This is a genomic window from Rubellimicrobium arenae (genome assembly GCF_017916275.1).
GTDB classification, from domain to species: Bacteria; Pseudomonadota; Alphaproteobacteria; order Rhodobacterales; family Rhodobacteraceae; genus Rubellimicrobium; species Rubellimicrobium arenae.
Genome location: NZ_JAFMST010000006.1, coordinates 310,809 through 334,920, shown reverse-complemented (window position 1 = coordinate 334,920; position 24,112 = coordinate 310,809). Strand labels below are relative to the sequence as shown.

Here is a 24,112-nt window from a genome sequence, read left to right as displayed (position 1 = left end):
CCCGATATGCAAACGTCCAGTCCGTCGTTGCCAACCAACCCGGAACCGCCCGCATATCCCTTCAATGCGTCATCCATGTCAAACAGCCACCACGTCGGAAGCGCAGCCCCGGTCGCCCGTTCCCAGGCAACCCCCAGCCGCTCACCCCTCCAACAAGGTCCCGTCCAGCCCGCCAACCCCGCTTCCGCGCCGCCAGCGTCCGACCGTGGAGCGCTTATCTAGTGAAGACCCCCGAGGGCCGCAAGGACTTTCTGCACAAGCGCCCGCTTAACTCAACGTCAAAGCGCCACAGCGCCCAACCCCACAGCACAGCCGCACCGCCCCCAGCCCGCCCCCGGCCCGCCACAGCCCTCACTCCGCCGCCACCCGCGTCCCCTCCGGACACCCAATCGCCGTCAAACGGGCAACGACAGCCCCGAGCAACGTCCGGAACTCCTCGAACCGGGCCAAGGGCTCGACACGCCGCTCGTCCATGTAAAGCGAACGGTCGATCTCCACCTGGACGGCGTGCTGCCTCCGGGACGGCCGTCCGTAATGCTGGACGATGTAGGCTCCGGCGAACGGCATGTTGCGCGAGACCCGGAGGCCGGCCCCGGTGAAGGCGGCCTCGATCTGGTCGACGATCGCGGTCGAGGCCGCGGCCCCGAAACGGTCGCCCAGAACCACGTCGGGCCGGGCTCCGCCCGGGGTCCCGACCGATTCGATCGCCTCGTGTGGCATAGAATGGCAGTCGATCAGGATGGCTTCGCCAAAGGCCAGGTGGCTTTCGACCAGAAGGTCCTGCAGCGCCTCATGGTAAGGCCGCCAGTAGCCGTCGATCCGCCCCTGCGCCTCGGACAGGGCGATGCGGCCACGATGAATCGGCCGTCCCCCGGCCACGACCCGGGGAATCACCCCCAGTCCCGAGGCCACCCGCGGGTTGTGAACCGGACGCCGCACACCTTCGATGAGGGCGGGGTCGAGCTCGTCCGCTGCCCGGTTCAGGTCGACGAACGCCCGCGAGGCGCGAGCGCGCAGGAAGGGCGCCCCATGCGCCGGGGCGCAGTCGAACAGGAGGTCGACAAAGGCGTCCTCGGAGGACCGGATGGCCCGCGCATCGAGCTCGGCCCTGTCCAGGAAGGCCTTGGGATACTCGCGTCCCGAATGAGGCGAGGCGAACACGACCGAGGTGGTCCGCCGCTCGGGCCGCGTAATCTGGAAGGCCTGGGTCATAAGCGTCGAGGATCCGTCACAAACGAGCCGGAGGTCTACATAGCGCGAAACACGGACATGCCAAAAGCCCTTGACCGCCCCTTTCACAGCATTTATCCACCGCCCACCCGACGCCGACAGCCTTGCGGCCAGCGGCGCGGACCGGGCGGTTAGCTCAGCGGTAGAGCACTACGTTGACATCGTAGGGGTCACTGGTTCGATCCCAGTACCGCCCACCATATTCCGGCGAGGCTCCTCGGACCCCGCATGAACGCAACCAAGGCGCAATGCGCGCCGCGAACAGGAGAGACGACGATGAAGGTCGCCAACTCGCTTCGCTCGCTCAAGCAGCGCCATCGCGATTGCCGCGTCGTGCGCCGTAAGGGCCGGGTGTACGTGATCAACAAGACCCAGCGCCGCTACAAGGCCCGTCAGGGCTGAGGCGCAGCCAGCGTTACGCAAGGGCCGCTTCCGGGAAACTGGGGCGGCCCTTTTCGTTTGCCCCGGGATCGCTGGCACCCCGGGACCGAAGGTCCGGTTTTCCACACCGGGCATCGAGCACTTGGCGCTGGCTTGCGCCCCCCCGGTCGCCGTAGATTCCGCCCGACAGGAACCTGCAGCGAGAGGGCTCATCCGATGATCACCAGGACCGCATGGAGGCTTGGCTCGGCGGCCGCCCTCGCGATCGGCGCCGCACTTCCGGCCGCCTCGCAGGAATTCTGCGGCGGGGTCAGCGCCAATGGCCAATGGATCGGTGGCACCGAGGCCGCCTCGGACGTGACCACCGCCGCCAGCCACATGGAGCAGATGGCCCTGGTGCTCCAGAACAACGAGTACGTCGCCCTGTTCTCGGTCTCGGCGCCGACGGACGTGCGGCTCGAGGCGCAGGGGCGCGGCGCCGGCGATCCCGCGATGGACCTGCGGAACGAAGCTGGCGACATCGTCCTGTCCGACGATGATTCGGGCGGCAATGGGGCCGCGCGGGCCGAGACGAACCTCCAGCCGGGCCGCTACTGCCTGTCCATGAGATCGTACGATGGCTCTCCGATGACCGGCTTCGTCCGCGTGGCCCGGACGGACCAGGAAGCGTTGACCGCCGGAGCCGATACGCCGGTCGAACCGATGCCGCCGGTCGAGCCGACGCAGCCCGACGCTCCGGTCACGCCCGTGGGCGGAGGCGCCTGCGACATGGCGACCCTTTCGACCTTCCTGGGCGACGGCCAGCCGATCGACAGCCTCCTCGGCACGGGCGGGATCACCGCGACGGCCTCGGTCAACGAGGTCCCGTTCTGGGGCTTCCGCCTGTCCGCCCCGACGGCGATCTCGATCACCGCCGAGAACACGGACGCGGACCCCAGCATCACGCTCTACGACGAGTTCGGATCCTATCTGGCCGACAACGACGACTGGGACGGCCTCAATTCGCGGATCGACATGGCCGCGCCGCTCCAGCCCGGGACCTACTGCCTGTCCATGAATGCGCTCAGCGACACGTCGCAGCCGGTCACGGTCACGGTCTCGGCCTATGACGCCCAGGCGGCTCAGATCGGCATGTACGACCGCGGCGAGGCTTCGCCTCCGCTCGACGGGTCCTATCCGGTCACGGCGCTCGGCCCGATCACCACGCGGCTGCGGCAGGACGTCCAGACCACCGACAAGACGACCTGGTTCTCCTTCGAGGCGACCCAGGGCGGGCTGATCCTCGTGGAGGCGGTGACGAACAACATGGGCGATCCGTCGCTGGTGCTGTTCGACGACTTCGGCCGGCAGATCGCCTTCAACGACGACAACGGGACCTCGTACGATTCGATGATCGCGGCCCGGGTGATGCCCGGCACCTATGTCGTCGGCGTGCGGCAGATGGGCGAAGGCACGCAGGCGCTGACCCGGATGCTCTTCGAGAGCTACGTGCCCGCTCAGCCGGCCCCCCAGTAAAGGCCGCCCGGACCCCTTCCGCTTCGGGCGGAGCCACGAGGCAGGTCCCTGGGCCTGCCTCGGACGGGGCGCCTCATTCCGCCAGGGCCCGGCCCAGGGTGTCGGCCAACAGCCGCACCAGGGTCGGCTCGTTGAGGTAGCCGGACACCGGCAGGCCCCGATCACGCTGGTAGGCCCGCAGCGCCTGGCGGGTGTCCGCATCGAATCGGCCATCCACCTCGCCCGGGCGCAGGCCCAGCACATCGAGCCGCTGCTCGACCACGCGCGCGGTCAGGCTGTTCAGTCCCAGCGCCCGCTCCTCGGCATCGGCCTGCGCGTTGGCCTGCGCGTTCCGGTCCGCCTGAGCCAGCTCCGCAAGGCGCGCCTGCGCCTCTGCGGTAAAGCGGCCCTCTGGATAGCCCCGGAGGTAATCCTCGTAGGCCTCCGTCCTGTCGGCACCACGCGCGCGATCCCAGGCGGCACGGTCGGCGGCCTGCGCCTGCCGGCGATTCTCGTCCTGGATCCGGGCCAGCCGCTCGGTGGCGGTGTCCGCGAAGATCCCGTCCGGATACCGCTCCAGGTAGGCGCGAAGCCCCGGCTCGTCGCCACGGGCGCCGCTTTCCTCCCAGTAGGCCCGCTCGGCGACCTGGGCCGCCTCCCGCTGCCGCTCGGCCTCGGCCTCGATCTGCTGGGCGCGACGGGCCGCTTGGGCGGCCAGACGCTCGATCTGCTCGCGGTCGAGATACGAGGTCTGCGCAAAGCCGTTCTGCTGCTGCCAGTCGGTGACGGCCCGCCGCGTGCCCGGCCCGAAGATCCCGTCGATCCCGCGTGGATCGAGATCGAGGAGCGACAGGTTGCGCTGGATCTCGCGACGCTGGTCCCGCGTGAGGTCCAGGGCCTCCTCGGCCAGACGCTGCTCGCGGTTCGGCTCGGCCAGGATGGCCTCGATGCCCTGCCGGGCCTGCGTGGCATAGCGGCCCTGCGGATAAGCGGACAGGTAGTTGCGATAGGCGTCCAGCGTATCCAGGGCGGCCGCCCCCTGCCAGAGCGCCGTTTCCTCGGCCTCGGCGTCCTGCCGGTCCGAGGCGGCCGTCGGAGGACCGCCGGCGAAGACGAAGCCCTGCGGCAGGTAACCCGCGACGGCGATGTTGCCGTTCTCGGCGACGAGCCGGGACAGGTCGGCCCGGGGCGCCGACAGCTCATCGGCCAGGAAGTTGGCGGCGGCGCGCGGCGCCCCGGTCAGGACCGTCACCCCTTGCGGGATCGCAAGCGCGCCGACGCCTTCGCGGAGCCAGGGATCGAAGGCCACCTGCCCCCCCGGATCGACCCCGAGAAGAAGCACCGCCCGCGACGGTGCCCGGGCCAGCACCTGCAGCAGGCTTTCCAGCGGAACGGCGCGCTCATCCAACCCGAACAGGCTCGGAGCGGCGGCGTCGCGGGTGAGATACCAGGTGCGGGTCCCGTCGGTGACGAAGCGCCCGGACAGCACCACCAGGAGGCGCTCGGCCTCGGGCACCCGCGCCACGAAGTCGGCCAGGGTGCGGGACACCTGGGCGACCGCGCCGTCCTCGACCGTCAGGACATCGAAGCCAAGCCCCGCGAGCCCGTCGACGGCCTCGACCACCTCGGTCCCCCGGGGCAGGTCGGGCAAGGCGCCGTAATCGGCCGTGCCCATCACCAGCGCCACGTCCGCCGCCCGGGCCAGGACGGGCGCAAGGATCAGAAGGGCGGAGGTCGCGAGGAGTCGGCGCATGCTTCGGTCCTTTCCCGTGGCCCCACCCGACAGGCGGGGATCGGGGCCGAGATGGAGGCACGTCCGTCGCTATGCAATAACGCCCTGTCCCGCGCCGGACGCTCAGCTCTCGATGGCGCTGTCCTCGGCATCGGTCGGCGAGATGCCCATGGCCTCGAGCCCGGCTTCCAGATGTTCGGCCAGATGATCCACGCCCTTCAGGTAGTCGGCGGTGCTCAGCGTCGCTTCCTCGGCGGCGGTGCGGCGGGCCTCGTCCCATTCCTCGGGCTCGAAGTCCCCGCGGCCGATCCAGCACAGGGCGACGAGATCGAGCTGCTGATCCTCGTTCAAGCCGGCCATCAGGCCATCGAACTGGTCGTCGGCCCCCGTGTACTGCTCCACCATCTCGCGGGCGAGGAGGATGACCTCGCCGACCTGATCGATTCCGATCTCCATCCAACTTCCCCTTGCTGCGTCGGCCACGCCAACGGACGGCCGTCGGATCCGGTTCCGGGGCCGGGCCTCAGCCGTGGCGGTAAGGTGTCTCGAGGCTGGGCAGGCTGCCGTCGCCGGTTCCGGTGATCTGCGCCTCCCAGGTCAGCGGCACCAGTTGCCCGTTGCGTTCCAGGTAGCCGTCTCCGCCATGGCTGAGCCAGAAGGTGCGGCCATAGAGACCTTGGACCACCGACCAGTCCGGCGTCCGGACGAGGCGCACGGCCGGTCCGGTCAGGCTGCCGGCGCAGATGGCCGCCCCGCCCTGGCACGGCACCAGGTCATAGGTCTGGAGCTCGCCGTTTTCGGTCGCGACCACGGACATCGCCCCCTTGGCGAAGGGTGCCTCGGTGAACGACTGCTCGAAGGTGCGGTTGTAGCCTTGGGACAGATTCGCGATCTCGAGCTGCCGGGGCTGGAAACCGCCCGCAGGCGCCGCCCCCTGCGTTCCCGCCTGCTGCGCGCAGGCCCCGAGCAGGAGCAGAGCCGCCGCCGCCATCGCCTTGTGCCAGGACATGCCGTCCCTCCCTTTGCTGCGCGGGAGAAGGCTAGCCCGTTGCCATGGCCCTGTCCATTCAGCGACGTCCGAACAGCCGCTCAATGTCCTTGATCTGCAACGCCACGAAGGTCGGGCGCCCGTGGTTGCACTGCCCGGAATTCGGCGTCCGCTCCATCTCGCGCAGGAGGGCGTTCATCTCCTCCGGCCGGAGTCGTCGGCCAGAGCGCACCGATCCGTGGCAGGCCACGCGCGACAGCACGGCGTCGAGCCGGCGTCCAAGCCCGCCGTCGCCCCCGTCCTCGCCTCCATCCCCGCCCAGCGCCGCCGCCACGTCCCGCAGGAGCGCGGCCCCGTCCGCCCCGGCCAGGGCCGCCGGAAGTTCGCGCAGCGCCACGGCTGCGCGCCCGAAGGATTCGACCACGAGGCCGAGGCGCATCAGGTCGGGGCCAGCGTCCAGCAGGCGCTGCACCTCGTCCTGGGACAGCTCGACGACCAGCGGGATCAGCAGCGCCTGGGAGGGCACCGGCCCCTGGGCCGCCTCGCGCTTGAGCCGCTCATAGACCAGCCGCTCATGGGCGGCGTGCTGGTCCACGAGGACGAGGCCCCCGGCCGTCTCGGCGATGATCCAGTTGCCGTGCAGTTGCGCCCGCGCCGCGCCGAGCGGGTGGCGGACGTCGTCGACCTCGGCCGCAGGCACCCAGGGCGCGGCGGGCGGCATCGCCTCGGCGAAGGCGGGCGCCTGGGCGCGCAACGCGGCCTCCACGGCCCGGGACGACGGCGTCGGGGCGCGGTCATGGGCCGGCGGCGCGACGGCCGGCGCCCAGGTCGCAGGCTGTGCGGCCTCGATGAGCTCGTCCGCGAGCAGCGGCGCGCCGCGCAGGTCCGCCAGCGCCCGCCGCAGGGTGCCCACGACAAGGCCCCGGACGGTATCGGTGTCGCGGAACCGCACCTCGGCCTTCGCGGGGTGGACGTTCACGTCCACGAGACGCGGGTCGCAGTCCAGGAACAGCGCCGCCATGGGATGCCGGCCGGATGCAAGGACGTCCATGTAGCCCGCCCGCAAGGCCCCGAGCAGCAGCTTGTCCCGCACGGGCCGCCCATTGACGAAGACATGCTGCGCGGTGGCCGAGCCCCGCGCCTCGGTCGGCAGGCCCGCCCAACCGGTCAGGTGATGGCCGTCGCGCTCGGCCTCCAGGGGGATCGCGCCGTCCGAGAAGGTCCGCCCCATGAGAGCCCGCAGCCGACGCCGCAGCGCCTCCCGCGGGCCGTCCAGATCGGGCACCTCCGCATCAAGCCGGAGGACCAGCCGCTCCCCGCCGGTCAGGTCGCGCAGGGTGAAGGCCACGAAGGGCTCGGCCATGGCGAGGCGGCGCACCACGTCGGCGATGGCCTGGGCCTCGGCACGCTCGCCCCGGAGGAACTTGAGCCGCGCGGGGGTGGCAAAGAAAAGGTCGCGCACCTCGACCACAGTGCCCTGGGACAGGGCAGCCGGACGCACGGGCCCCAGCCGCCCCCCCTCGGCCGCGATCAGGGCGGCGTCGGCCCCCTCGACGCGGCTCGTGAGCGTGAGGCGCGCCACGGCGGCCAGGGACGCCAGCGCCTCTCCCCGGAAGCCGAAGAAGCGGATGTCGAGGAGATCCTCGCCATCGGTCTTGGAGGTCGCATGACGGGCCAGCGCGAGGGGCAGCTCCTCGGCCCGGATGCCGCAGCCATCGTCCTCCACGCGGATGAGCGCCCGCCCACCCTCGCGGATGGCCACGTCGATGCGGGAAGCGCCGGCATCGAGCGCATTCTCCACCAGCTCCTTGACGGCCGAGGCCGGACGCTCGACCACCTCCCCGGCCGCGATGCGGTTCACCGCATGCGCGTCGAGGGGCCGGATCGTCGGCGCAGCGGGGGGCGGAGCGAAGGCGCGCGTCATGGCCGAACCTTACGCGCGCCGATGGGACCCGGCCAAGAGGGGCGCGGCGGGGCGGCCCCCGATTGGGCCGGACCTGTTACGGCGTGGCTTCGCCGTCCGACGGTGCCATGTCGACCGGCTCCTCGGCCGGGCCCCCCGCCGTCGCACCTTCTCCCGCAGGGACAAGGGCCGCGTCGGGAGAGGTTCCGGCATCGAGGCCCTCGGGCTGGCCCACCACCACGAAGTGCAGGCTCTCGGGATCGAGGCGCTCGGCCGCGACCCGCTTGATGTCGTCCATGGTCACCGCCTCGATGTACGAGTTGCGGTTCACGACGTATTCGGGCGGCAGGCCGATCATCTGCATTCCGACAAGGATGCCTGCGATCTGCGCATTGCCGTCGAAGCGGAGCGGGTATTCGCCGGTGATGTAGGTCTTGGCCCCGGTCAGTTCCTCCTCGGTCACGCCATTCGCCGCGACGTCGGCCCAGATGGAGCGCACGAGGTCGATGGCCTGCCCGATGGTCTGGTTGGCCGAGGCCACGGAGCCGAGCCACAGGTCCGTGTAATCCTTGTCCACCAGGGAGGTCCCGATCCCGTAGGTGAGCCCCCGCTTCTCTCGCACCTCGTCCATGAGGCGCGACTCGAAGCCGCCGCCGCCCAGGATGTGGTTGAGCACATAGGCGGCGAAGTAGTCGGGGTCGTCCCGTTCGGGTCCCGTCTGACCAAAGATCGCGACGGCCTGGGGGGTCGGGTAGTCCACCACCGTGGTGCCGCCGTGCAGGTCCGCCTCGGCGACCTGGGGCAGCGGCGGACCGTCCTCGGGCAGGTCGCCCAGCAGGGTGTCGAGCAGCCGGCCCAACTCCTCGGGCGTGATGTCGCCCACCGCGCCCACATAGACCCGCGACCTTACCAGGGTGTCGCGATGCGCCTGGAGCAGATCCTCGCGCGTCAGGGTGGCGACCGACTCGCTCGTGCCGTTGATGCTGGAGCCGTAGGGATGATCGGGGAAGGCTTCGGCCATGAAGGTGTCGCTGGCGATCGACTGCGGGTCCTGCGCATCTGACGCGATGATCGACTGGACCTGCCCGCGCACCCGCTCGATGGCGTCGGGATCGAAGCGGGGCTCCACCAGCGCCTGCCGGAGGAGGTCGACCGCCTGGTCGCGGTTGTCGCTCAGCATGGTGGCCGAGATGCCGATCGCGTCGTCGAAGGCGTCGAAGCCATACGACGCGGCGAGCCCCTCGCGCGCTTCCTGGAACTCGCGGGCGTCCATGTCGCCCGACCCTTCCTCCAGAAGCGCCGTCATCAGGTTGACCGACCCGCGCTTGCCGTCGCGGTCGAGGTTGGCGCCGCCCCGGATGCGGATCTCGAGGGCGGTGAAAGGAATGGAGTGCTCCTCGACCAGCCAGGCCTTGATCCCGCCCGGCGAGGTCACCTGCTGGATCTGGATGTCCGCCTGCGCCACCACGGCCCAGAGCGAAAGAACGGAGGCAAGGATGACGCGGATCATTGTTGGGCTTCCTCGGCAGGAACGTCCTCGGGAGAGGCGGGGGCGGGCTCCGCGGCGGCCGGGGCGGGCTGCGACCCTCCGGAGGCGGGAGCGGTCACGTAAAGCGTGACCGAGGATCGCGGATCGAGCACATCGCGCGCCGCGGCCATGATGTCCTCGGCCGTGACCTGCTGAAGCACCTCGGGCCAGGAGGTGATGTCATCGACCGTGAGCCCCGAGGCGAGCCCCGCGCCGTAGCGGTTGGCCAGCCCTTCCACGTTGTCGCGGGCGTAGATCTCGGAGGCCTTGAGCTGCGTGCGGATCCGCTCGAGCTGCGCCGCGTCGACGCCGTCCTGCAGGAACTCGGCCAGGGCCCCGTCCATGGCGGCTTCGGCCTCTTCCAGCGTCACGCCCGGCTGCGGCGCGACGGTCAGGCTGAAAGTGCCGTCGTCCAGGGCGGTGCCGTCGTAGCCCGCGCCCGAAAAGAGCGCGACCTGCGATTCGAAGGTCAGCTTCTCGGCCAGGACCGAGGTGAAGGACGACCCGCCCAGGATCTCGGCCAAGTAGGTCAGGGCGGCGGCCTCCTTCTGGTCGCCGGCCTTGCGCGCGGGGGCGATGTAGGTGCGGGCCGCATAGGGCTGCGACACGCGCGGGTCCTCGTAGGTCATGTGGCGCTGGGCCAGTTGCGGCGGCTCCTGCGCACGGAACCGTTCGGGCAGGCCGGGCTCGGCCGGAAGCACGCCGTAGTGATCCTTGGCCATGGCGATGACGTCCTGCGGGTCCACGTCCCCCGCGACGACCAGGATCGCGTTGTTCGGCGAATAATAGAGGTCATAGAAGGCGCGCACGGGCCCCTGGTCCAGCGCCTCCATCTCCTGCCGCCAGCCGATGACCGGCGTGCCGTAACGCGAGTTCAGGAACAGCGCGGCCCGCATCTGCTCCTGCGCGATGGCGCCGGGGTTGCTGTCCACGCGGGTGCTGCGTTCCTCCAGGATCACCTGCCGTTCGGTGGCGATGTCCTCGTCGGTGAGCTGGAGGTCGTTCATGCGATCCGCCTCCATGGTCATCATGAGGGCGAGGCGGTCGGCCGCGACCCGCTGGTAGTAAGCGGTGTAGTCGAAGCTGGTGAAGGCGTTGTCAGTGCCCCCGTTCTCGGCCACCGTGCGGCTGAACTCCCCGGCGGCCATGTCATCCGTGGCCTTGAACATCAGGTGCTCGAGGAAGTGCGCGGCCCCCGAGACGCCGGGGGGCTCGTCGGCGGAGCCGGTCCTGTACCAGACCATGTGGACCGCGACCGGCGCGCGGTGGTCCTCGATCACCACCACCTCCATGCCGTTGTCTAGCGTGGCGGTGGTCACCTCCTGCGCCAGGGCGGGAGAGGCGGCAATCAGGCCCAGCATCAGGGCGGGCAGGCGGGTCACGGGCGAATTCCTCCGGACAGCGGACAGTTGGGGCACAGTCCACCGAACATAGGCGACCCGCAAGCCGGGGCTACGCTGACGTGATGAGGCGCGAGGCGGCCTAGCGGCCCGGGGTCGCCCGGTTGACGCCGCCCGGTGCGGGAAGGTCCAGCGTGGCGGGCGTCACCAGGGGCAGCGCCGGGGCCAGAATGACCGGATTGGGCGTGGCCTTGCCGAAGGTGGCACGCCAGTCGCCCTGCACGCCACCGCAGGCGCTGAGGAAGATCAGTGCGGCCCAGGCCGCCCGGCGAAGGCGAGTTGACGCGGTCATGCAGCCCTCATAGCGCAGCCATTTCCAGGCGTCACCCCGTCTTTGCGGGCTTCGGCCGCTGCGGCTTCTTCTTTCCCCGCCCGGCGAACAGCACAAGCCCCGCCGCTCCGGCGAAGACGGCGATGTCGGCCACGTTGAACGCGTAAGGGTTCTCGATGCCGCAGCAGCTCATGTTCAGGAAGTCCGCCACGGCGCCGTAGAGCACGCGGTCCACGACGTTCCCGAGCGCCCCCCCGATCAGCAGGCCGGCCGCAGCGTGGACGAGCCGTCCCCCGCCTTCGCGCAGGATCCAGACCACGACGAATCCCGAGATCGCGATCGCCAGGGCGACCAGCACCCAGCGCATGTCGATGTCCGCCAGGAGCCCGAAGTTCACGCCCCGGTTCCAGGCCATGCGGAAGTTGACGAGCGGCGGAAGGACGTCGATCTCCAGACGGGTCCGGAGGTCGAGCCAATGGACCACGAACCATTTCGTGGCCTGGTCGAGGATGAAGATCCAGAAGGCCGTCCAGGCCATCAGGCGCGTTGGAGGCGGCTGGCGCAGGCGGGGCATGTCAGTGCCGGAAATGGCGCATGTCGGTGAACACCATCGCGAGGCCCGCCTCGTCCGCCGCCGCGATCACCTCGGCGTCGCGCATCGACCCGCCGGGCTGGATCGCCGCCGTGGCTCCGGCCTCGGCCGCGGCCAGAAGCCCGTCGGCGAAGGGGAAGAACGCGTCCGAGGCCACGACCGGGCCCTGCGGCGGCGCCGCCATCTCGGCCATCTTGCGGGCGGCGATGCGGACCGAATCGACCCGGCTCATCTGCCCCGCGCCGATCCCGACCGTCGCCCCGCCCTTGGCAAGGACGATGGCGTTCGACTTCACGTGCTTGGCGACGCGCCAGGCAAAGAGCAGGTCGCGCATCTCCTCCTTGGTGGGCGCGCGCCGCGTCACGACGCGCAGCCGCCCCATGTCGAGCACGCCCGCGTCGCGGTCCTGCACCAGGAACCCGCCCGCGACCTGCTTCCACATGAGGCCCGGCGCAGTCGCCTCGGGCAGCCCGTCCGCCAGCAGCAGCCGCAGGTTCCCCTTGCGCCCCAGCGCCTCCCGCGCCGCATCGTCGGCCCCGGGCGCGATCACCACCTCGGTGAAGACCTTGGCGATGGCCTCGGCGGCCTCGGCGTCCAGCGGGCGGTTCAGGGCGACGATGCCGCCGAAGGCGCTTACCGGATCGCAGGCCAGAGCCTTGGCATAGGCCTCGGCCAGGGACCCGGCCGTGCCGACGCCGCAGGGGTTGGCGTGCTTGACGATGACGCAGGCCGCGCCCTCGTCGGCGGGGAACTCGGCCGCGATCTCGTAGGCCGCGTCGGTGTCGGCGATGTTGTTGTAGGACAGCTCCTTGCCCTGCACCTGGACCGCCGTCGCCACGCCGGGCCGCGCCTCGCCGCCGCGATAGAAGGCGGCCGTCTGGTGCGGGTTCTCTCCGTAGCGGAGCGTCTGAACCAGCCGCCCGGTGAACGCCCGGAACGCCGGCGCGGCCTCGCCCTTGGACATCCAGGCCGCGATCGCCGAGTCGTATTCCGCCGTGCGCGCGAAGGCCTTCTGCGCCAAGGCCCGCCGGAACGCCCCGGTGGTGCCCCCGTTCGCGGCCAGTTCCCCCAGCAGCGCCGGGTAGTCGGCCGGGTCGGTCAGCACCGCGACGTCGGCGTGGTTCTTGGCGGCGGCGCGGATCATCGCGGGCCCGCCCACGTCGATCTGCTCCACCGTCTCCTCGAAGGACGCGCCACGCGCGACCGTCGCCTCGAAGGGATAAAGGTTCACCACCACGAGGTCGATGGGCTCGATCCCGTGCTCCTCCATCTGGGCGGCGTGCTCGGGGTCGCCGCGCTTGCCCAGGATGCCGCCATGGATGCGGGGGTGCAGGGTCTTGACCCGCCCGCCCAGCATCTCGGGGCTGCCGGTGACCTCGGCGACCTCGGTCACGGCCAAGCCGGCCTCGCGCAGGAGCCCGGCCGAGTTGCCGGTCGAGACCAGCGCGACGCCCTGGGCAGCCAGCCCGCGCGCCAGATCGAGCAGCCCGGCCTTGTCCGAGACGGACAGCAGGGCGCGGCGGATGGGTCGCAGGTCTTGGGTCATTCTTCGTCCTCCTCGTCCCAGTCCGCCCGGGGGTTCAGGTCGCGCAGGCCCTCGGGTGTGCCGCTTCCCTTGGCCAGAGTCCAGCGCAGCCGTGTCGTGGGCTGCAGGGCGCGCCCCGAGAGCACGATCTGCTGGGCGGAGCGCGGCGTCAGCCGTCCTTCCTCCAGATAGATCGACGGCTCAAGGGCCACCATGCCCTCGTCCGCGCCGCTGAACACCCATTCCTCCCCGCTCGGGAGGGTGATCGTCACCGATCCGTCGGCGGCCGCATCGGCCTCGGCGTCCGGATGCAGGTGGAAGCGCACCGCAAAGGGCACGCCCAGCCGATCCGCCGCATCCAGCGCCGAGTCGAAGACCGCCCGGTCCGCCGCCGTCAGGGTGGTCAACATGTCCTCGCCCCAAAGGCATCGCCCGTCCCCGGACAGCTCCAGGATGCGCGCGTGGGTCAGACCATGGCTGGCCCGCCAGCCGTCATGGGCCAGTTCGATCCGCTGCCCCTCGCCCGGCGGACCGGCCTCGGCCAGGACGCGCGCGGGAACCTCGGCCAGGCGCGGCCCGTCCTCTCCCGGAACCGGATGGCCGAGCCGCGAGCTCGAGACGGTGTCGAGCGCCAGGGTGGAATGGCTGGGCGTCGCGCGCCCGGCCTGCCGCCAGCGCGCGCCGAAGATGCGCCCCGACCCGATGCTGACCACGAGCGGCCTGCGCCCCGAGGTCAGCTCGAACGCCAGCGTCGAGGCATGGGCGGTCATCGAGGCCGGGCCGGTGGGTGGCGCGGCTGCATCGACGATGACGGTGGTCCGGCCCGCCGCGAGCCGGGCGTACCCCATCCAAAGCGTCACCCGCCCCCGCAGGATCGCCGCAGAGGCCCGCCCCGCCGCCGCCAGCACCTGGTCGAGCCGCCCTTCGGCTCCTCGGCAGCCGCCGTGAAACCGGGCTAATCCCCCGTCGGCGTGCCGCAACGCCCGCAGCGTGGGGGCCGCCCGGGCCATGGCCGCTCCGATGGCCGGATCGGGCACGAGATCGGCGCCCGTCAAGGCGCGATTGGCCGTGACCAGCAGATCCGCGATGTCCAGGAGTTCCTCGGGATTGCGGCTGGCGATCGCGCCCTGAGGGTCGATGGCGCGGCCCGCCTCCTCCGCGAGCCTCCGCCCCGCCCGCAGCGCGAGCGATCGCCCCTCCGGCAGGGTCAGCCCGGCCAGGATGAGCGAGGTCAGGACGGCCACGCGGGGGCGACCGGCTGGCGCGGCCCGCAGGCGCCGCTCCAGGAAGGCCGCATGGACGGCCACGACCCGCGCGAGCCGGTCCTCCCCCACCCCGGGCGGATGCAGCAGGAACCGCGAATGGCCCAGGCAGCGGATCAGGCGGTCGGCGGCCAGCTCGGCCGTCCAGCCCGGCCCCGTCCCCTTGGCCTCACGGTCGATCCAGTCCCGCGTCCAGGCCTGCGCCAGCAGGCGGGCCGAGGCCGTTCCCTGCGCCGCCAGATCGTCGAGCCAGCCGAAGCCGTGCAGCCGCGCGGCCTCCGGCTCGGCCAGATCCCAGATCGAGCGATCCTGCACCGACACGACGGCCTGGCCGGCCCGAAGACGTCCGCGCAGCAACTGTCGCCCCCGCCCCGGGTCGCCGGCGACCCGCGGCTCGGGCCAGGCGAGGGGTCCCGGCGAGCGGACCCGGGCGGCGAGACGGGCCTGGATCCGGTCGCCCAGCCTGCGGGCCCGTGCCCCCCATCCCGTCGCTCGGCGCAAACCCTGATCCCTTTGAAGACGTGGGGAACAGTAGGACGGGCGCCGGGCCGTTGTCATCCGGGCGGATTCATCAGGTGGATGGGCGTCGCGCCCGGGTCACGCCAGGGGCTTGCGGAACCGGGCGATGAAGAACCCATCGAGGCCCCCCTGCCCGGCCCAGTGGTCCGGCCGGAGGCGCAGCCCGAACTCGGTCCGCCACTCGGGCTCGATCCCGGGCGCCTCGGGCCGCTCGACCACGAGGCCCGGGTGCCGTTCCAAGGCGGCGGCGGCCTGGACCTCCCCTTCATCCGGCAGCAGCGAGCAGGTCGAGAAGACGAGCCGGCCGCCGGGCCTGAGCAGCCCGACCGCATGGTCGATCATCCGGGCCTGGAGATCGATGAGGGCTCCGATCTCCGCGCCGTTGCGCGCTTGCGGCAGGTCGGGGTGGCGCCGGATCGTGCCAGTCGCGGAACAGGGGGCGTCGAGCAGGATCGCGTCCCAGCCATCCTCGTGGAACTCCAGGACGTCGGCCCGCACGACCCGGGCCTGCAGCCCGGTGCGCACGAGGTTGTCGCGCAACCGGTCCAGCCGCGGGGCCGAAAGGTCGACCGACGTGACCTCCGCGCCCAGGGCCGCCATCTGGAGGGTCTTGCCCCCCGGCGCCGCGCAAAGGTCGAGCACCCGTTCCCCGCGCACCGGGGCGAGCACCCGCGCCGGGAGCGCCGCGGCGGCGTCCTGCACCCAGAAGGTGCCCTCCTGGTAGCCCGGGAGGGCCGTCACCTGCGCCCCGGTCTCCAGACGCACGCTTTCGGTCGGAAGCAGGCGCGCGCCCAGGGCCAGGGCCAACGCCGCCGGGTCCCCCCTGGGGCTCAGGTCCAAAAGAGCCCCGGCCAGATGAGCGGCTTCCATGGCCTGGACGGTGCCCTCGCCCCAGGCCTCGACCAGCGGCGCGCGGATCCAGTCGGGCAGCACCGGCGGAGGGAGGGCCGCCCAGCCCTCGGGCCCTTCGGCCGCCAGGCTGCGCAGGACCGCGTTGGCGAGGCTCCGGAAGCCCTCGGTCCGCTTGCCTTCGGCCACGAGGGCCACGACCGCGTTCACGACGCCATGCCCCGCCGCGCCCTGCCCGATCTCCATGGCCCCGAGCCGCAGGGCGTTCCGCACCGCGAGAGGCGGGGCCTTGCGGAGGCGGGGCGCGAGCCAGGCGTCCGACCGCGACAGGTTCCGGAGCGTCTCGACCGCGAGCCGCTGCGCCCGAGCCCGCCCGTCCGGCGGCAGGCTGGCGACCATGGCGGCGGCGCGGGGATCGGAAAGGAGCATCTCCTCGCCGGTCACGGCGTTGAGGAGCTTGAGCGCAGCCCGGCGCGGGCCAAGCCCTGCCCGGTCCTCCGCCGAATCCTCCACGGGGCGTCTAGGTTCTCGCGCCATCGCCTTCCTTGCCCCCTTGCGACGGGGCGCCCTATATGACCGGGGTTCCGCGCCCGCAAGGCGCGGCCTGCGCAAGGTGATCCCGATGTCCGATCCAACCCCGCTTCCGCCCGAAGCGCAACGCGCCCTCGCCGAGGCCGAGGCGCGCCGCAAGGCGTCCAAGCCGCTGGCCCTCCCGCCCGAGCAGGGCGGTCGCGAAGGCCCCGAGCCCGTGCGCTACGGCGACTACGAGCTGAAGGGCCGCGCCATCGACTTCTGAGCGGCGTTCGGCGGCCCCTCAGGCGAGGCCCAGCACGTCCATCATCGAATATTCGCCCGGCGCCCTGTCCTGCCCCCAGATCGCGGCGCGCAGGGCCCCGCGCGCGAAGATCCCGCGGTCGGTGGCGATGTGCCGCAGGATGACCCGCTCGCCCTCGGTCGCGAAGATGACGTCGTGCTCGCCCACGATGTCGCCGCCCCGGACGCTCGCAAAACCGATCCGGCCCCTGGCCCTGGCCCCGGTGATGCCGTCCCGGCCCCGGTCCGACACCTCGTCCAGCGCGACGCCCCGCCCCGCGGCGGCGGCCTCGCCCAGCATGAGCGCGGTGCCGGACGGCGCATCCACCTTCATGCGGTGATGCGCCTCGACGATCTCGATGTCCCAGTCCTCGTCCAAGGCTTCCGCGACCTTGCGGCTCAGCGCGGTCAGCAGGTTCACCCCCAGGCTCATGTTGCCCGCCCGGATGATCGGCGCATGGCGCGCCGCGGCGCCGATCCGGGCCAGGTGCTCCGCCTCGAGCCCCGTGGTCCCGATCACGTGCACGGCCCGCGCCTGCGCGGCCAGGCCGGCGAACTCCACGGTCGCAGCGGGCGTCGTGAAGTCGATGACCCCCTGCGCGCGCGCAAAGGCCTCGAGCGGATCGTCCGTCACCACGACCCCCAGGGGACCGCCGCCCATGGCCTCGCCCACGTCGCGGCCGATCCAGGGACTGCCCGGACGCTCCACGGCCCCCACGAGCCGCGCGCGCTCCGGACTTGCCGCGATGAGCCGCACGAGCGTCTGCCCCATGCGCCCCGAAGCGCCCGTCACCACCAGTCCCGGCAACCCGTGCATCGTGATCCTCCCTCGGCCCGGGCTCCCTCTAGCGCCGCCCCCGGCCCAAGGCCAGCACGCTTGGCATTCCGCTGCGGGACGCCTACATGGCGCCCATGAGCCGCAGCCCCTCCCCTCCCCCCGGTCCGTCCCAGCGCCAGCTCCGCGTCGGCGAGCTCATCCGCCGCACGCTGTCCGAGATCCTGGCCCAGGGCGACCTCCACGACCCCGAGCTCGAGGGCGTGTCCATCACCGTGGGCGAGGTGCGGGCCTCGCCCGACCTCAGGAAGGCCACGGCCTACGTCCTTCCCCTGGGCGGCGGCAACCGCGAGGCGATCCTGGCCGCCCTGCGGCGCAACAAGCCCGAGATCCGGCATCAGATCGCCCGCTCCATGGCGCTCAAGAGCGTGCCCGATCTCCGCTTCGAGATCGACGAAACCTTCGACCGCCTCGACGCCGCCCGGCGCATGTTCGCGGACGAACGCATCCGGCGCGATCTGGAGGCCCCGCCCGAGGACGCCCCCGAGTGATCCGCGCGGCCGTTCTGGCCTGGGTCGCGCTGGCCGCACCAGCCCTGGCGCTGAGCTGCCGCGACGTGGAGTTCGAGGGCCTGCCCTACACGATCTGCGAGGTCGCCCCCCGGCAGGAGCGCCTGTCCCTTTTCCTTGATGACCGCAGCGGGCGTCCTTATGGTTCGTTCGCGGCCGTGGAGGAGGAGAACGGCCCCTTGGCCTTTGCCATGAACGCCGGCATGTACCACGAGGACCGCCGCCCCGTGGGCCTGTTCCGCCAGGACGGCCGGGAGGTGTCCCCGCTGGTGACTCAGGCCGGGCCCGGCAACTTCGGCCTCCTGCCCAACGGTCTGCTCTGCCTCGGCCGCGACGGCGCCTTCGTCATCGAGACCCTCGCCTATGAAAAGGGCGGGCGCGACTGCGAGTCGGCCACCCAGTCCGGCCCGATGCTGGTCATCGACGGCGAGCTTCACCCCCGCTTCCTGCCCGACTCGGACTCCCGCTACATCCGCAACGGCGTAGGGACGAGCGGGGACGGAGCCCGCGCGGTCTTTGCCATCTCCTCGCGCCCCGTGACCTTCCACGAGTTCGCGCGCTTCTTCCGCGACGGGCTGGGCCTGCCCGACGCGCTCTACTTCGACGGCAGCATCTCGCGGCTTTATGCGCCCGCGCTCGGCCGCGACGACTGGGGGGTCCGGATGGGGCCGATCGTCGGGCTCCTGGCCGAGGATGCCGCCCCCTGAGGCTTGACCCCCGGACGCGCTGCGTCTAGGGCGCGGGCCTTTCCAGGCGGAGGGTGACATGGGACGCACGCGCAAGGGCCGGGCCATCTCGGGCTTCCTGATCGTGGACAAGCCCGCGGGCATCACCTCGACGGCGGTGGTGAACAAGGTGCGCTGGGCCATGCAGGCGCAGAAGGCGGGCCATGCCGGCACGCTCGATCCCGCGGCGACCGGCCTCCTTGCCGTCGCGCTGGGCGAGGCGACCAAGGTCCTCCCCTTCGTCACCGAGGCGCTCAAGGCCTATGAGTTCACCGTCCGCTGGGGCCAGGAGACCACCACCGACGACGCCGAGGGCGAGATCGCGCGGACCAGCGCCGCCCGCCCGTCCGACGCGCAGATCGAGGCCGCCCTTCCGCAGTTCCGCGGCGACATCATGCAGGTGCCACCCGCCTTCTCGGCCGTGAAGGTCGAGGGCGAACGGGCCTACGACCTCGCCCGCGATGGGGAGGTGCTGGAGTTGGAGGCTCGTCCCCTTCATGTCCGCAAGCTCGACCTCGTCGCCCGTCCGGACCCCGATCACGCCGTGCTCGAGATGGTCTGCGGCAAGGGCGGCTACGTGCGCTCCATCGCCCGCGACCTCGGGCGCTCGCTGGGCTGCCTGGGGCACGTCGTCCGGCTTCGCCGGATCTGGTCGGGTCCCTTCTCCCTCCATGGCGCGGTGACCTGGGACGAGATCGAGGCGAACGAGCGGGGCGAGGCTCTCGATGCCCGGCTCCTGCCGCTGGAGACCGCGCTCGTCGGCCTGCCCGAGTGCCGGTGCCCCGAGTCGAGCCTCTCCCTCCTTCGCAACGGCGGGGCCGCCCCGGTCTTTCCGCCCGATGGGGTGGACTGGGGCGACGAGGCCTGGGCGAGCCGCGACGGACGCGCCATCGCGGTCGGCGTCTACGAGGGCGGGACCCTGCGCCCGACCCGGGTCTTCGCGGCCTGAGGGCGGTTCAAGGCCCTAAACTGCGGTTATAGGCGTGGCTCCGGGACCTGAACCCGGGACCACCCCACCTCCCTGCCGATTCCGCCAGGGCCGTCCGAGGGGCAGGTCAGCGGCACGGCGCCCGGCCATCCCGGACCGGGGCCATCGGACAGGACCACGACCATGACCACCCGCAGCCTCATCGCCACCCTCGCCCTTGCGCTCGCCCTCGGAGCGACGGGCGCCCGGGCCGAGGACGAAGCCTCCGTCGAGCCGGCCAAGGAAGCCCAGATCCGCGACATGTTCGTGAAGCAGGGCTACGAGGTGCGGTCGGTCGGCACGGAGGACGGCAAGATCGAGGTTTATGCCGTCAAGGACGGCAAGCTTTACGAGATCTACCTCGACGAGAACCTCAAGGTCCTCGAGTCGGAGGAGGACTGACCGGTTCTGCGGGCCACCCCAAGGGGGTAGCCCGCGCCCGGTCGGGAGACATGCCATGAAAGCCAAGGTCTGGGACCCCTTCGTGCGGGTCTTCCATTGGACGCTGGCGGCCGGCTTTGCCGCCAACGCGCTGGTCACGAACCCGGAGAAGGATCTCCACCATCTGATCGGCTACGGGATCGCGGCCCTTCTTGGGCTGCGTGTCCTGTGGGGCCTCATGGGGCCGCGCTACGCCCGCTTCTCGTCCTTTCCGCCCGACCCCGCCGCCGCCATGGGCCAGATGGCCGATGTGGTCACGGGGCGCCGGCGCGTCCATCTGGGCCACACGCCGCTGGGGGCGCTGATGATCTACAACCTGCTGCTGACGCTCCTCGTGGTGGTGGGCTCCGGCCATGCCATGACCACCCTGGCCTTCTGGGGGATCCGCTGGGTCAAGGAGCTGCACGAGGTGGCCGTGACCTGGGCCGAGATCTCGGTCGCCGTGCATGTCGTGGCGGTGATCTGGGAAAGCCGCAGGACCGGGGTCAATCTTCCGCGCGCCATGGTGACGGGCTACAAGGAGGTGCCTGACGAAGCCTTGACCGCCGAATGAACATCTCCATCCCACGCCCCACCCGCACCATTGTCCTCGCGGGGCTGATCGCGGTGCAGGTGCTCTGCGCCGCCTTCTTCCTGTGGGATGCGGCCGACGATTACGCCGAAGGCGCCGCCGACGCCGAGGGCCTCCACCTCGAGGTCGAGACGCTGGCCACCTTGTCGCTGATCCTTGCGATCGGGCTCGAGGCCGGCCTCCTGGTCCGCCTCATCCGGCGCGAGGCGCACATGATCCGGGGCCTGTCCGCCGCCGCGCGCGCCCTCCACGAGATCATCGACGAGTACTTCGCCGTCTGGAAGCTCACCCCCGCCGAGCAGGACGTCGCCACCTTCCTGATCAAGGGCGCCGACATTGCCGAGATCGCCCGTCTGCGCGGCTCGGCCGAGGGCACGGTCAAGGCGCACCTGAACGCCATCTACCGCAAGGCCGGGGTTTCGGGCCGGCCCGCGCTCATCTCGCTCCTCATCGAGGACCTGATGACCGAGCCGCTGCTGAAGCGGGAGGCCGGCGGCCGGTCCGGCTAGGACGCTCAGGCGTCCCGCAGGATCTCTAGGAAGGCCTCGCCGAATCGCTCGACCGCCCTGGGCCCTATGATCCGTTCCAGGCCGCCGATGTCGCGCGGATGCTGCGCCGCGATCCGCGCCAGGGCGCTTGCGTTCAGGGACAAGGGCTTGTCCCGCCCGTCCGGCCCCCGGATCAGCCCCGCCTGCGCCGCCTGAAGACGATCGAACACCGTGCCCTCCTCCCGCCCGGCCAGCTTCTGGCGGCGCGGGTGCATGGCCTCCGGGCTTTCCCCCAGGATCACCTCCAGGAAGCTCCGCCCATAGGTATCGAGCTTCTTGGCCCCGACGCCGCCGATCTGGGCCATGGCGTCCAAGGTGGTGGGACGCCGCTCGGCCATCTCCATTAGCGTCCGGTCGGTGAAGACCACATAGGCCGGCACGTTCGCGGCCTGCGCCAGCGCCCGCCGATGCGACTTGAGCGCCGACAGCAGGCCTTCGTTCTCCTCGGCCACCAGGGTCCGGGGCTCGTCGCGCGGCGTGGACCGCGACCGTGGGGGCAGCACGTCCCGTCGCATGGTCACGGCCTGCTCGCCCCTCAGCACCGGCGCGGCGATCTGCGTCAGCCGCAGCGCCCCGTGCCGGCCGGGATCGGGGCGCAGGAGGTCCTGTCCCAGCATCTGCCGGATCATGGCCTGCCACTGCTTGCGGTCCCATTCGCGCCCGACCCCGAAGGTGGGCAGCTTGTCGTGGTTCCAGGACCGGATCTTGTCGGTGTCCTCGCCCAGGAGGATGTCGATCAGGTGCCCTGCGCCGAACCGTTCCTCGGTGCGGATCGCGGCGGACAGCACCATCCGGGCGGGCGTCGTCGCGTCGAAGACCTCGGCCGGCCGGTCGCAGTTGTCGCAGGCGCCACAGGGGCCGGCCTGCTCGTCGAAATAGCCCAGGAGCGCCACCCGCCGGCATCCCGTGGCCTCCGCGATCCCGAGAAGCGCGTTCAGCCGCCCGTGGTCCGCGACCTTGCGGGCCTCGGGGGCCCCGCCCTCGTCGATCTGGGACCGGCGCAGCCGGATGTCCTCGGGACCGTACAGGGTGAGCGCCTCGGCCGGGAGCCCGTCGCGCCCCGCGCGCCCGATCTCCTGATAGTAGGCCTCGACCGATTTCGGCAGGTCGGCGTGCATGACCCAGCGGATGTCGGGCTTGTCCACGCCCATGCCGAAGGCCACCGTGGCCACCACGATCAGCCCGTCCTCGCGCTGGAACCGCTCCTCGGCGAGCCGCCGCGCGTCGGGCTCCAGCCCCGCATGATAGGCGATGGCCGACAATCCCGCCTCGCGCAGCGCCTGGGCCAGCACCTCGGTCTTGTTGCGCGTCCCGCAGTAGACGATCCCCGCCCGGCCCTTGCGCCGGGTCGCGTAGTCGATGACCTGCCGCCGGGGCGAGTCCTTCAGCGCAAAGCCCAGATGGATGTTGGGCCGGTCGAAGCCCCGCAGGAAGACCCGCGGCTCCCGCCCGGCAAAGAGCCGCTCGACGATCTCGTCGCGCGTTTCCTCGTCGGCGGTGGCGGTGAAGGCGGCCAGCGGCACGCCCAACGCGGCCCGCAGCGCCCCGATCCGCAGGTAGTCGGGCCGGAAGTCGTGCCCCCACTGGGCCACGCAATGCGCCTCGTCCACCGCGATGGCCGTGGCGCCCCACCGCTTCAGCGCCGCCGCCGTCCCCGACTGGGCCAGCCGTTCGGGCGCGAGGTAAAGGAGGCGGATGCGCCCCTCGCGCAGGCTCTCGCGCAGGGCCTCGTTCTCCTCCTCGGTGTTGGCCGAGGTGTAGGCCCCGGCCTCGACCCCCGCCGCCTTCAGCGCACGGACCTGATCCCGCATCAGCGCGATCAGCGGCGAGATGACGACCGTGAGCCCGTCCCGCAGCAGCGCCGGGAGCTGATAGCAGAGCGACTTGCCGCCCCCCGTGGGCATGACGGCCAGGACGTCCTGCCCTTCGGCCACGGCGCGCACGATCTCCTCCTGCCCGGGGCGGAAGGAGTCGAATCCCCAGACCTCCCTCAGGAGGGTGTGCGCCGTGTCGATGGCCATGGCCTCAGAGGAAGAGCGCGACGTTGTTCCGCAGCACGATCTCGAGCGCGTAGATCGCGAGAAGGGCGACCAGCGGCGCGAGGTCGAGGCCGCCCATCGGCGGCAGGATCCTGCGGATGGGGCTGTAGATCGGCTCGAGCACGCGGCTCAGCCCCTGCCAGACCTGCTGGACGAACTGCTGGCGCGGGTTCAGCACGTTGAAGGCCAGGAGCCAGCTCATGATGAAATGGGCGAAGATGAAGAGCCGCACGACCCCAAGGATCAGCATGAGGATCTCGAAAAGGGATTGCATGTCCGCCCGACCGCCTTTTTCCTGTGCACGCTTCGTTCGCGCCATGACCTAAGGGGCGCGCCCCGCCCACGCAATCCCCGGCGGCCCCGCTGCGGCGCCGTGACCTGCCGTCAGGGTTGACGCATCGGCGAGCTTCGCGCGAGGAGCGGGACGGAGGTCCCCATGTATCCCCTGGTCCGGCTCCTGTTCCAATCCTGGCGGCACCGCGCCGATCCGCCGCTGCCCCTCGACGGCATCCACGAAAGCCGGCACGTCTGCTGGCCCTGGGACATTGACATCTTCGGCGAGCTCAACAACGGTCGGACGCTCACGCTCTATGACCTGGGGCGCATCCCCTGGTCCCGGCGCATCGGCCTCACCCGCATCCTGCGGGACCAGCGCTGGCAGGTGGCCGTCGCCGGCGCCTCGGTGCGCTACCGCAAGAGGGTGCACACCTTCCAGTCCGTCCGGATGCGGACCCGCGCGCTGGGATGGGACCAGCGGTTCTTCTACATCGAGCAGGCGATGTGGCTCCCCTCCGGCACCTGCGCGAGCCATATCCTCATCCGCTCGGCCGTGACCGACCGCAACGGGATCGTCCCGCCCCTCCGGGTCCTCGAGGCGATGGGCGCCAGCCGCCCCTCTCCGCCGCTGCCGTCCTGGGTGGCCGAGTGGATCGAGGCGGAGGCGCTTCGCCCCTGGCCGCCCATGGCGGACGGCTGAGCCGGCGCGGCCCC

25 protein-coding genes and 1 tRNA gene are annotated in these 24,112 nt (G+C 71.6%); 11 read left to right on the top strand and 15 right to left on the bottom strand.

The window, feature by feature from the left end:
- Nucleotides 1-351: 351 nt before the first annotated feature.
- Nucleotides 352-1,212, bottom strand: coding sequence for an N-formylglutamate amidohydrolase (locus J3P31_RS11980; RefSeq protein ID WP_210528669.1), 861 nt, complete (start codon nucleotides 1,210-1,212; stop codon nucleotides 352-354).
- Nucleotides 1,213-1,355: 143 nt separating this feature from the next.
- Here J3P31_RS11980 and J3P31_RS11975 point away from each other — a divergent pair.
- From J3P31_RS11975 to J3P31_RS11965, 3 genes are all read left to right on the top strand, one after another.
- Nucleotides 1,356-1,430, top strand: a tRNA-Val gene (locus J3P31_RS11975).
- Between the two features lie 76 nt (nucleotides 1,431-1,506).
- The gene (gene ykgO, locus J3P31_RS11970; protein WP_037280171.1) at nucleotides 1,507-1,632 is read left to right on the top strand and encodes a type B 50S ribosomal protein L36; all 126 of its coding nucleotides are present in this window, start codon (nucleotides 1,507-1,509) and stop codon (nucleotides 1,630-1,632) included.
- Between the two features lie 195 nt (nucleotides 1,633-1,827).
- A complete protein-coding gene (locus tag J3P31_RS11965; protein WP_210528668.1) occupies nucleotides 1,828-3,126 on the top strand; it encodes a PPC domain-containing protein in 1,299 nt (432 codons plus the stop codon).
- Nucleotides 3,127-3,199: 73 nt separating this feature from the next.
- Here J3P31_RS11965 and J3P31_RS11960 read toward each other — a convergent pair whose 3' ends face one another.
- The 11 genes from J3P31_RS11960 to J3P31_RS11910 all read right to left on the bottom strand — a co-directional run bounded on the left by J3P31_RS11960 (nucleotide 3,200) and on the right by J3P31_RS11910 (nucleotide 16,211).
- Nucleotides 3,200-4,858 (bottom strand): peptidoglycan-binding domain-containing protein, encoded by a 1,659-nt coding sequence (locus tag J3P31_RS11960; RefSeq protein WP_210528667.1) that lies wholly within the window; start codon nucleotides 4,856-4,858, stop codon nucleotides 3,200-3,202.
- A gap of 102 nt (nucleotides 4,859-4,960) precedes the next feature.
- On the bottom strand, nucleotides 4,961-5,293 hold the full coding sequence (locus J3P31_RS11955) for a DUF3775 domain-containing protein (RefSeq protein WP_210528666.1): 333 nt from the start codon (nucleotides 5,291-5,293) through the stop codon (nucleotides 4,961-4,963).
- Between the two features lie 67 nt (nucleotides 5,294-5,360).
- On the bottom strand, nucleotides 5,361-5,846 hold the full coding sequence (locus J3P31_RS11950; protein WP_210528665.1) for a hypothetical protein: 486 nt from the start codon (nucleotides 5,844-5,846) through the stop codon (nucleotides 5,361-5,363).
- 58 nt (nucleotides 5,847-5,904) lie between these two features.
- Nucleotides 5,905-7,749, bottom strand: a complete 1,845-nt coding sequence (gene mutL, locus J3P31_RS11945) for a DNA mismatch repair endonuclease MutL (RefSeq protein WP_210528664.1) — start codon at nucleotides 7,747-7,749, stop codon at nucleotides 5,905-5,907.
- 76 nt (nucleotides 7,750-7,825) lie between these two features.
- Nucleotides 7,826-9,238: a M16 family metallopeptidase gene (locus tag J3P31_RS11940; protein ID WP_210528663.1), complete on the bottom strand. Its 1,413-nt coding sequence runs from the start codon at nucleotides 9,236-9,238 to the stop codon at nucleotides 7,826-7,828.
- Nucleotides 9,235-10,617: a M16 family metallopeptidase gene (locus tag J3P31_RS11935; RefSeq protein WP_210528702.1), complete on the bottom strand. Its 1,383-nt coding sequence runs from the start codon at nucleotides 10,615-10,617 to the stop codon at nucleotides 9,235-9,237. Before J3P31_RS11935 ends, J3P31_RS11940 begins: the two co-directional genes overlap by 4 nt.
- Before the next feature lie 121 nt (nucleotides 10,618-10,738).
- On the bottom strand, nucleotides 10,739-10,948 hold the full coding sequence (locus J3P31_RS11930) for a hypothetical protein (protein ID WP_210528662.1): 210 nt from the start codon (nucleotides 10,946-10,948) through the stop codon (nucleotides 10,739-10,741).
- Between the two features lie 31 nt (nucleotides 10,949-10,979).
- Nucleotides 10,980-11,501: a signal peptidase II gene (gene lspA / locus J3P31_RS11925; protein WP_210528661.1), complete on the bottom strand. Its 522-nt coding sequence runs from the start codon at nucleotides 11,499-11,501 to the stop codon at nucleotides 10,980-10,982.
- A gap of 1 nt (nucleotide 11,502) precedes the next feature.
- Nucleotides 11,503-13,065, bottom strand: a complete 1,563-nt coding sequence (purH, locus tag J3P31_RS11920; protein ID WP_210528660.1) for a bifunctional phosphoribosylaminoimidazolecarboxamide formyltransferase/IMP cyclohydrolase — start codon at nucleotides 13,063-13,065, stop codon at nucleotides 11,503-11,505.
- On the bottom strand, nucleotides 13,062-14,807 hold the full coding sequence (locus J3P31_RS11915) for a heparinase II/III family protein (RefSeq protein ID WP_246849435.1): 1,746 nt from the start codon (nucleotides 14,805-14,807) through the stop codon (nucleotides 13,062-13,064). The genes purH and J3P31_RS11915 overlap by 4 nt, the downstream gene beginning before the upstream one ends.
- Nucleotides 14,808-14,903: 96 nt before the next feature.
- A complete protein-coding gene (locus J3P31_RS11910; protein ID WP_210528658.1) occupies nucleotides 14,904-16,211 on the bottom strand; it encodes an RsmB/NOP family class I SAM-dependent RNA methyltransferase in 1,308 nt (435 codons plus the stop codon).
- A gap of 85 nt (nucleotides 16,212-16,296) precedes the next feature.
- Between J3P31_RS11910 and J3P31_RS11905 the strand changes: the two genes are divergently transcribed.
- Nucleotides 16,297-16,470: a DUF1674 domain-containing protein gene (locus J3P31_RS11905; protein ID WP_210528657.1), complete on the top strand. Its 174-nt coding sequence runs from the start codon at nucleotides 16,297-16,299 to the stop codon at nucleotides 16,468-16,470.
- Between the two features lie 18 nt (nucleotides 16,471-16,488).
- Here the strand turns inward: J3P31_RS11905 and dapB are convergent, their stop codons facing one another.
- On the bottom strand, nucleotides 16,489-17,304 hold the full coding sequence (dapB, locus tag J3P31_RS11900; protein WP_210528656.1) for a 4-hydroxy-tetrahydrodipicolinate reductase: 816 nt from the start codon (nucleotides 17,302-17,304) through the stop codon (nucleotides 16,489-16,491).
- Between the two features lie 95 nt (nucleotides 17,305-17,399).
- On the opposite strand from dapB, the gene rbfA reads away from it, so the two are divergent.
- The 6 genes from rbfA (at nucleotide 17,400) to J3P31_RS11870 (ending at nucleotide 21,044) form a co-directional block, all read left to right on the top strand.
- Nucleotides 17,400-17,813, top strand: coding sequence for a 30S ribosome-binding factor RbfA (gene rbfA / locus J3P31_RS11895; RefSeq protein ID WP_210528701.1), 414 nt, complete (start codon nucleotides 17,400-17,402; stop codon nucleotides 17,811-17,813).
- The gene (locus J3P31_RS11890; RefSeq protein WP_210528655.1) at nucleotides 17,810-18,538 is read left to right on the top strand and encodes a phosphodiester glycosidase family protein; all 729 of its coding nucleotides are present in this window, start codon (nucleotides 17,810-17,812) and stop codon (nucleotides 18,536-18,538) included. Before rbfA ends, J3P31_RS11890 begins: the two co-directional genes overlap by 4 nt.
- A gap of 58 nt (nucleotides 18,539-18,596) precedes the next feature.
- The gene (gene truB, locus J3P31_RS11885) at nucleotides 18,597-19,505 is read left to right on the top strand and encodes a tRNA pseudouridine(55) synthase TruB (protein ID WP_210528654.1); all 909 of its coding nucleotides are present in this window, start codon (nucleotides 18,597-18,599) and stop codon (nucleotides 19,503-19,505) included.
- A gap of 162 nt (nucleotides 19,506-19,667) precedes the next feature.
- On the top strand, nucleotides 19,668-19,925 hold the full coding sequence (locus tag J3P31_RS11880) for a PepSY domain-containing protein (RefSeq protein WP_210528653.1): 258 nt from the start codon (nucleotides 19,668-19,670) through the stop codon (nucleotides 19,923-19,925).
- Nucleotides 19,926-19,980: 55 nt separating this feature from the next.
- Nucleotides 19,981-20,517, top strand: a complete 537-nt coding sequence (locus J3P31_RS11875; protein ID WP_210528652.1) for a cytochrome b/b6 domain-containing protein — start codon at nucleotides 19,981-19,983, stop codon at nucleotides 20,515-20,517.
- Nucleotides 20,514-21,044 carry a helix-turn-helix transcriptional regulator gene (locus tag J3P31_RS11870; RefSeq protein WP_210528651.1) on the top strand — a complete coding sequence of 177 codons (531 nt, stop codon included), beginning with the start codon at nucleotides 20,514-20,516 and terminating at the stop codon, nucleotides 21,042-21,044. The genes J3P31_RS11875 and J3P31_RS11870 overlap by 4 nt, the downstream gene beginning before the upstream one ends.
- A 5-nt stretch (nucleotides 21,045-21,049) precedes the next feature.
- Here J3P31_RS11870 and recQ read toward each other — a convergent pair whose 3' ends face one another.
- Entirely contained in the window at nucleotides 21,050-23,104 is a 2,055-nt protein-coding gene (gene recQ, locus J3P31_RS11865) for a DNA helicase RecQ (RefSeq protein ID WP_210528650.1), read from the bottom strand.
- 4 nt (nucleotides 23,105-23,108) lie between these two features.
- Nucleotides 23,109-23,396 carry a YggT family protein gene (locus J3P31_RS11860; protein ID WP_210528649.1) on the bottom strand — a complete coding sequence of 96 codons (288 nt, stop codon included), beginning with the start codon at nucleotides 23,394-23,396 and terminating at the stop codon, nucleotides 23,109-23,111.
- A 162-nt stretch (nucleotides 23,397-23,558) separates the two neighbouring features.
- On the opposite strand from J3P31_RS11860, the gene J3P31_RS11855 reads away from it, so the two are divergent.
- Nucleotides 23,559-24,098, top strand: a complete 540-nt coding sequence (locus J3P31_RS11855) for an acyl-CoA thioesterase (RefSeq protein ID WP_210528648.1) — start codon at nucleotides 23,559-23,561, stop codon at nucleotides 24,096-24,098.
- The last annotated feature ends 14 nt before the right edge of the window (nucleotides 24,099-24,112 follow it).

What these genes read in the sequence shown, in the direction of transcription:
- J3P31_RS11980 (WP_210528669.1), bottom strand. Translation starts at nt 1,212, where the DNA reads ATGACCCAGGCCTTCCAGATTACGCGGCCCGAGCGGCGGACCACCTCG.
- J3P31_RS11880 (WP_210528653.1), top strand. Translation starts at nt 19,668, where the DNA reads ATGACCACCCGCAGCCTCATCGCCACCCTCGCCCTTGCGCTCGCCCTC.
- J3P31_RS11910 (WP_210528658.1), bottom strand. Translation starts at nt 16,211, where the DNA reads ATGGCGCGAGAACCTAGACGCCCCGTGGAGGATTCGGCGGAGGACCGG.
- J3P31_RS11875 (WP_210528652.1), top strand. Translation starts at nt 19,981, where the DNA reads ATGAAAGCCAAGGTCTGGGACCCCTTCGTGCGGGTCTTCCATTGGACG.
- rbfA (WP_210528701.1), top strand. Translation starts at nt 17,400, where the DNA reads ATGAGCCGCAGCCCCTCCCCTCCCCCCGGTCCGTCCCAGCGCCAGCTC.
- J3P31_RS11930 (WP_210528662.1), bottom strand. Translation starts at nt 10,948, where the DNA reads ATGACCGCGTCAACTCGCCTTCGCCGGGCGGCCTGGGCCGCACTGATC.
- J3P31_RS11855 (WP_210528648.1), top strand. Translation starts at nt 23,559, where the DNA reads ATGTATCCCCTGGTCCGGCTCCTGTTCCAATCCTGGCGGCACCGCGCC.
- J3P31_RS11960 (WP_210528667.1), bottom strand. Translation starts at nt 4,858, where the DNA reads ATGCGCCGACTCCTCGCGACCTCCGCCCTTCTGATCCTTGCGCCCGTC.
- J3P31_RS11935 (WP_210528702.1), bottom strand. Translation starts at nt 10,617, where the DNA reads ATGCTGGGCCTGATTGCCGCCTCTCCCGCCCTGGCGCAGGAGGTGACC.
- J3P31_RS11905 (WP_210528657.1), top strand. Translation starts at nt 16,297, where the DNA reads ATGTCCGATCCAACCCCGCTTCCGCCCGAAGCGCAACGCGCCCTCGCC.
- purH (WP_210528660.1), bottom strand. Translation starts at nt 13,065, where the DNA reads ATGACCCAAGACCTGCGACCCATCCGCCGCGCCCTGCTGTCCGTCTCG.
- dapB (WP_210528656.1), bottom strand. Translation starts at nt 17,304, where the DNA reads ATGCACGGGTTGCCGGGACTGGTGGTGACGGGCGCTTCGGGGCGCATG.
- truB (WP_210528654.1), top strand. Translation starts at nt 18,597, where the DNA reads ATGGGACGCACGCGCAAGGGCCGGGCCATCTCGGGCTTCCTGATCGTG.
- mutL (WP_210528664.1), bottom strand. Translation starts at nt 7,749, where the DNA reads ATGACGCGCGCCTTCGCTCCGCCCCCCGCTGCGCCGACGATCCGGCCC.
- J3P31_RS11950 (WP_210528665.1), bottom strand. Translation starts at nt 5,846, where the DNA reads ATGTCCTGGCACAAGGCGATGGCGGCGGCGGCTCTGCTCCTGCTCGGG.
- lspA (WP_210528661.1), bottom strand. Translation starts at nt 11,501, where the DNA reads ATGCCCCGCCTGCGCCAGCCGCCTCCAACGCGCCTGATGGCCTGGACG.
- J3P31_RS11965 (WP_210528668.1), top strand. Translation starts at nt 1,828, where the DNA reads ATGATCACCAGGACCGCATGGAGGCTTGGCTCGGCGGCCGCCCTCGCG.
- ykgO (WP_037280171.1), top strand. Translation starts at nt 1,507, where the DNA reads ATGAAGGTCGCCAACTCGCTTCGCTCGCTCAAGCAGCGCCATCGCGAT.
- J3P31_RS11955 (WP_210528666.1), bottom strand. Translation starts at nt 5,293, where the DNA reads ATGGAGATCGGAATCGATCAGGTCGGCGAGGTCATCCTCCTCGCCCGC.
- J3P31_RS11870 (WP_210528651.1), top strand. Translation starts at nt 20,514, where the DNA reads ATGAACATCTCCATCCCACGCCCCACCCGCACCATTGTCCTCGCGGGG.
- recQ (WP_210528650.1), bottom strand. Translation starts at nt 23,104, where the DNA reads ATGGCCATCGACACGGCGCACACCCTCCTGAGGGAGGTCTGGGGATTC.
- J3P31_RS11940 (WP_210528663.1), bottom strand. Translation starts at nt 9,238, where the DNA reads ATGATCCGCGTCATCCTTGCCTCCGTTCTTTCGCTCTGGGCCGTGGTG.
- J3P31_RS11860 (WP_210528649.1), bottom strand. Translation starts at nt 23,396, where the DNA reads ATGCAATCCCTTTTCGAGATCCTCATGCTGATCCTTGGGGTCGTGCGG.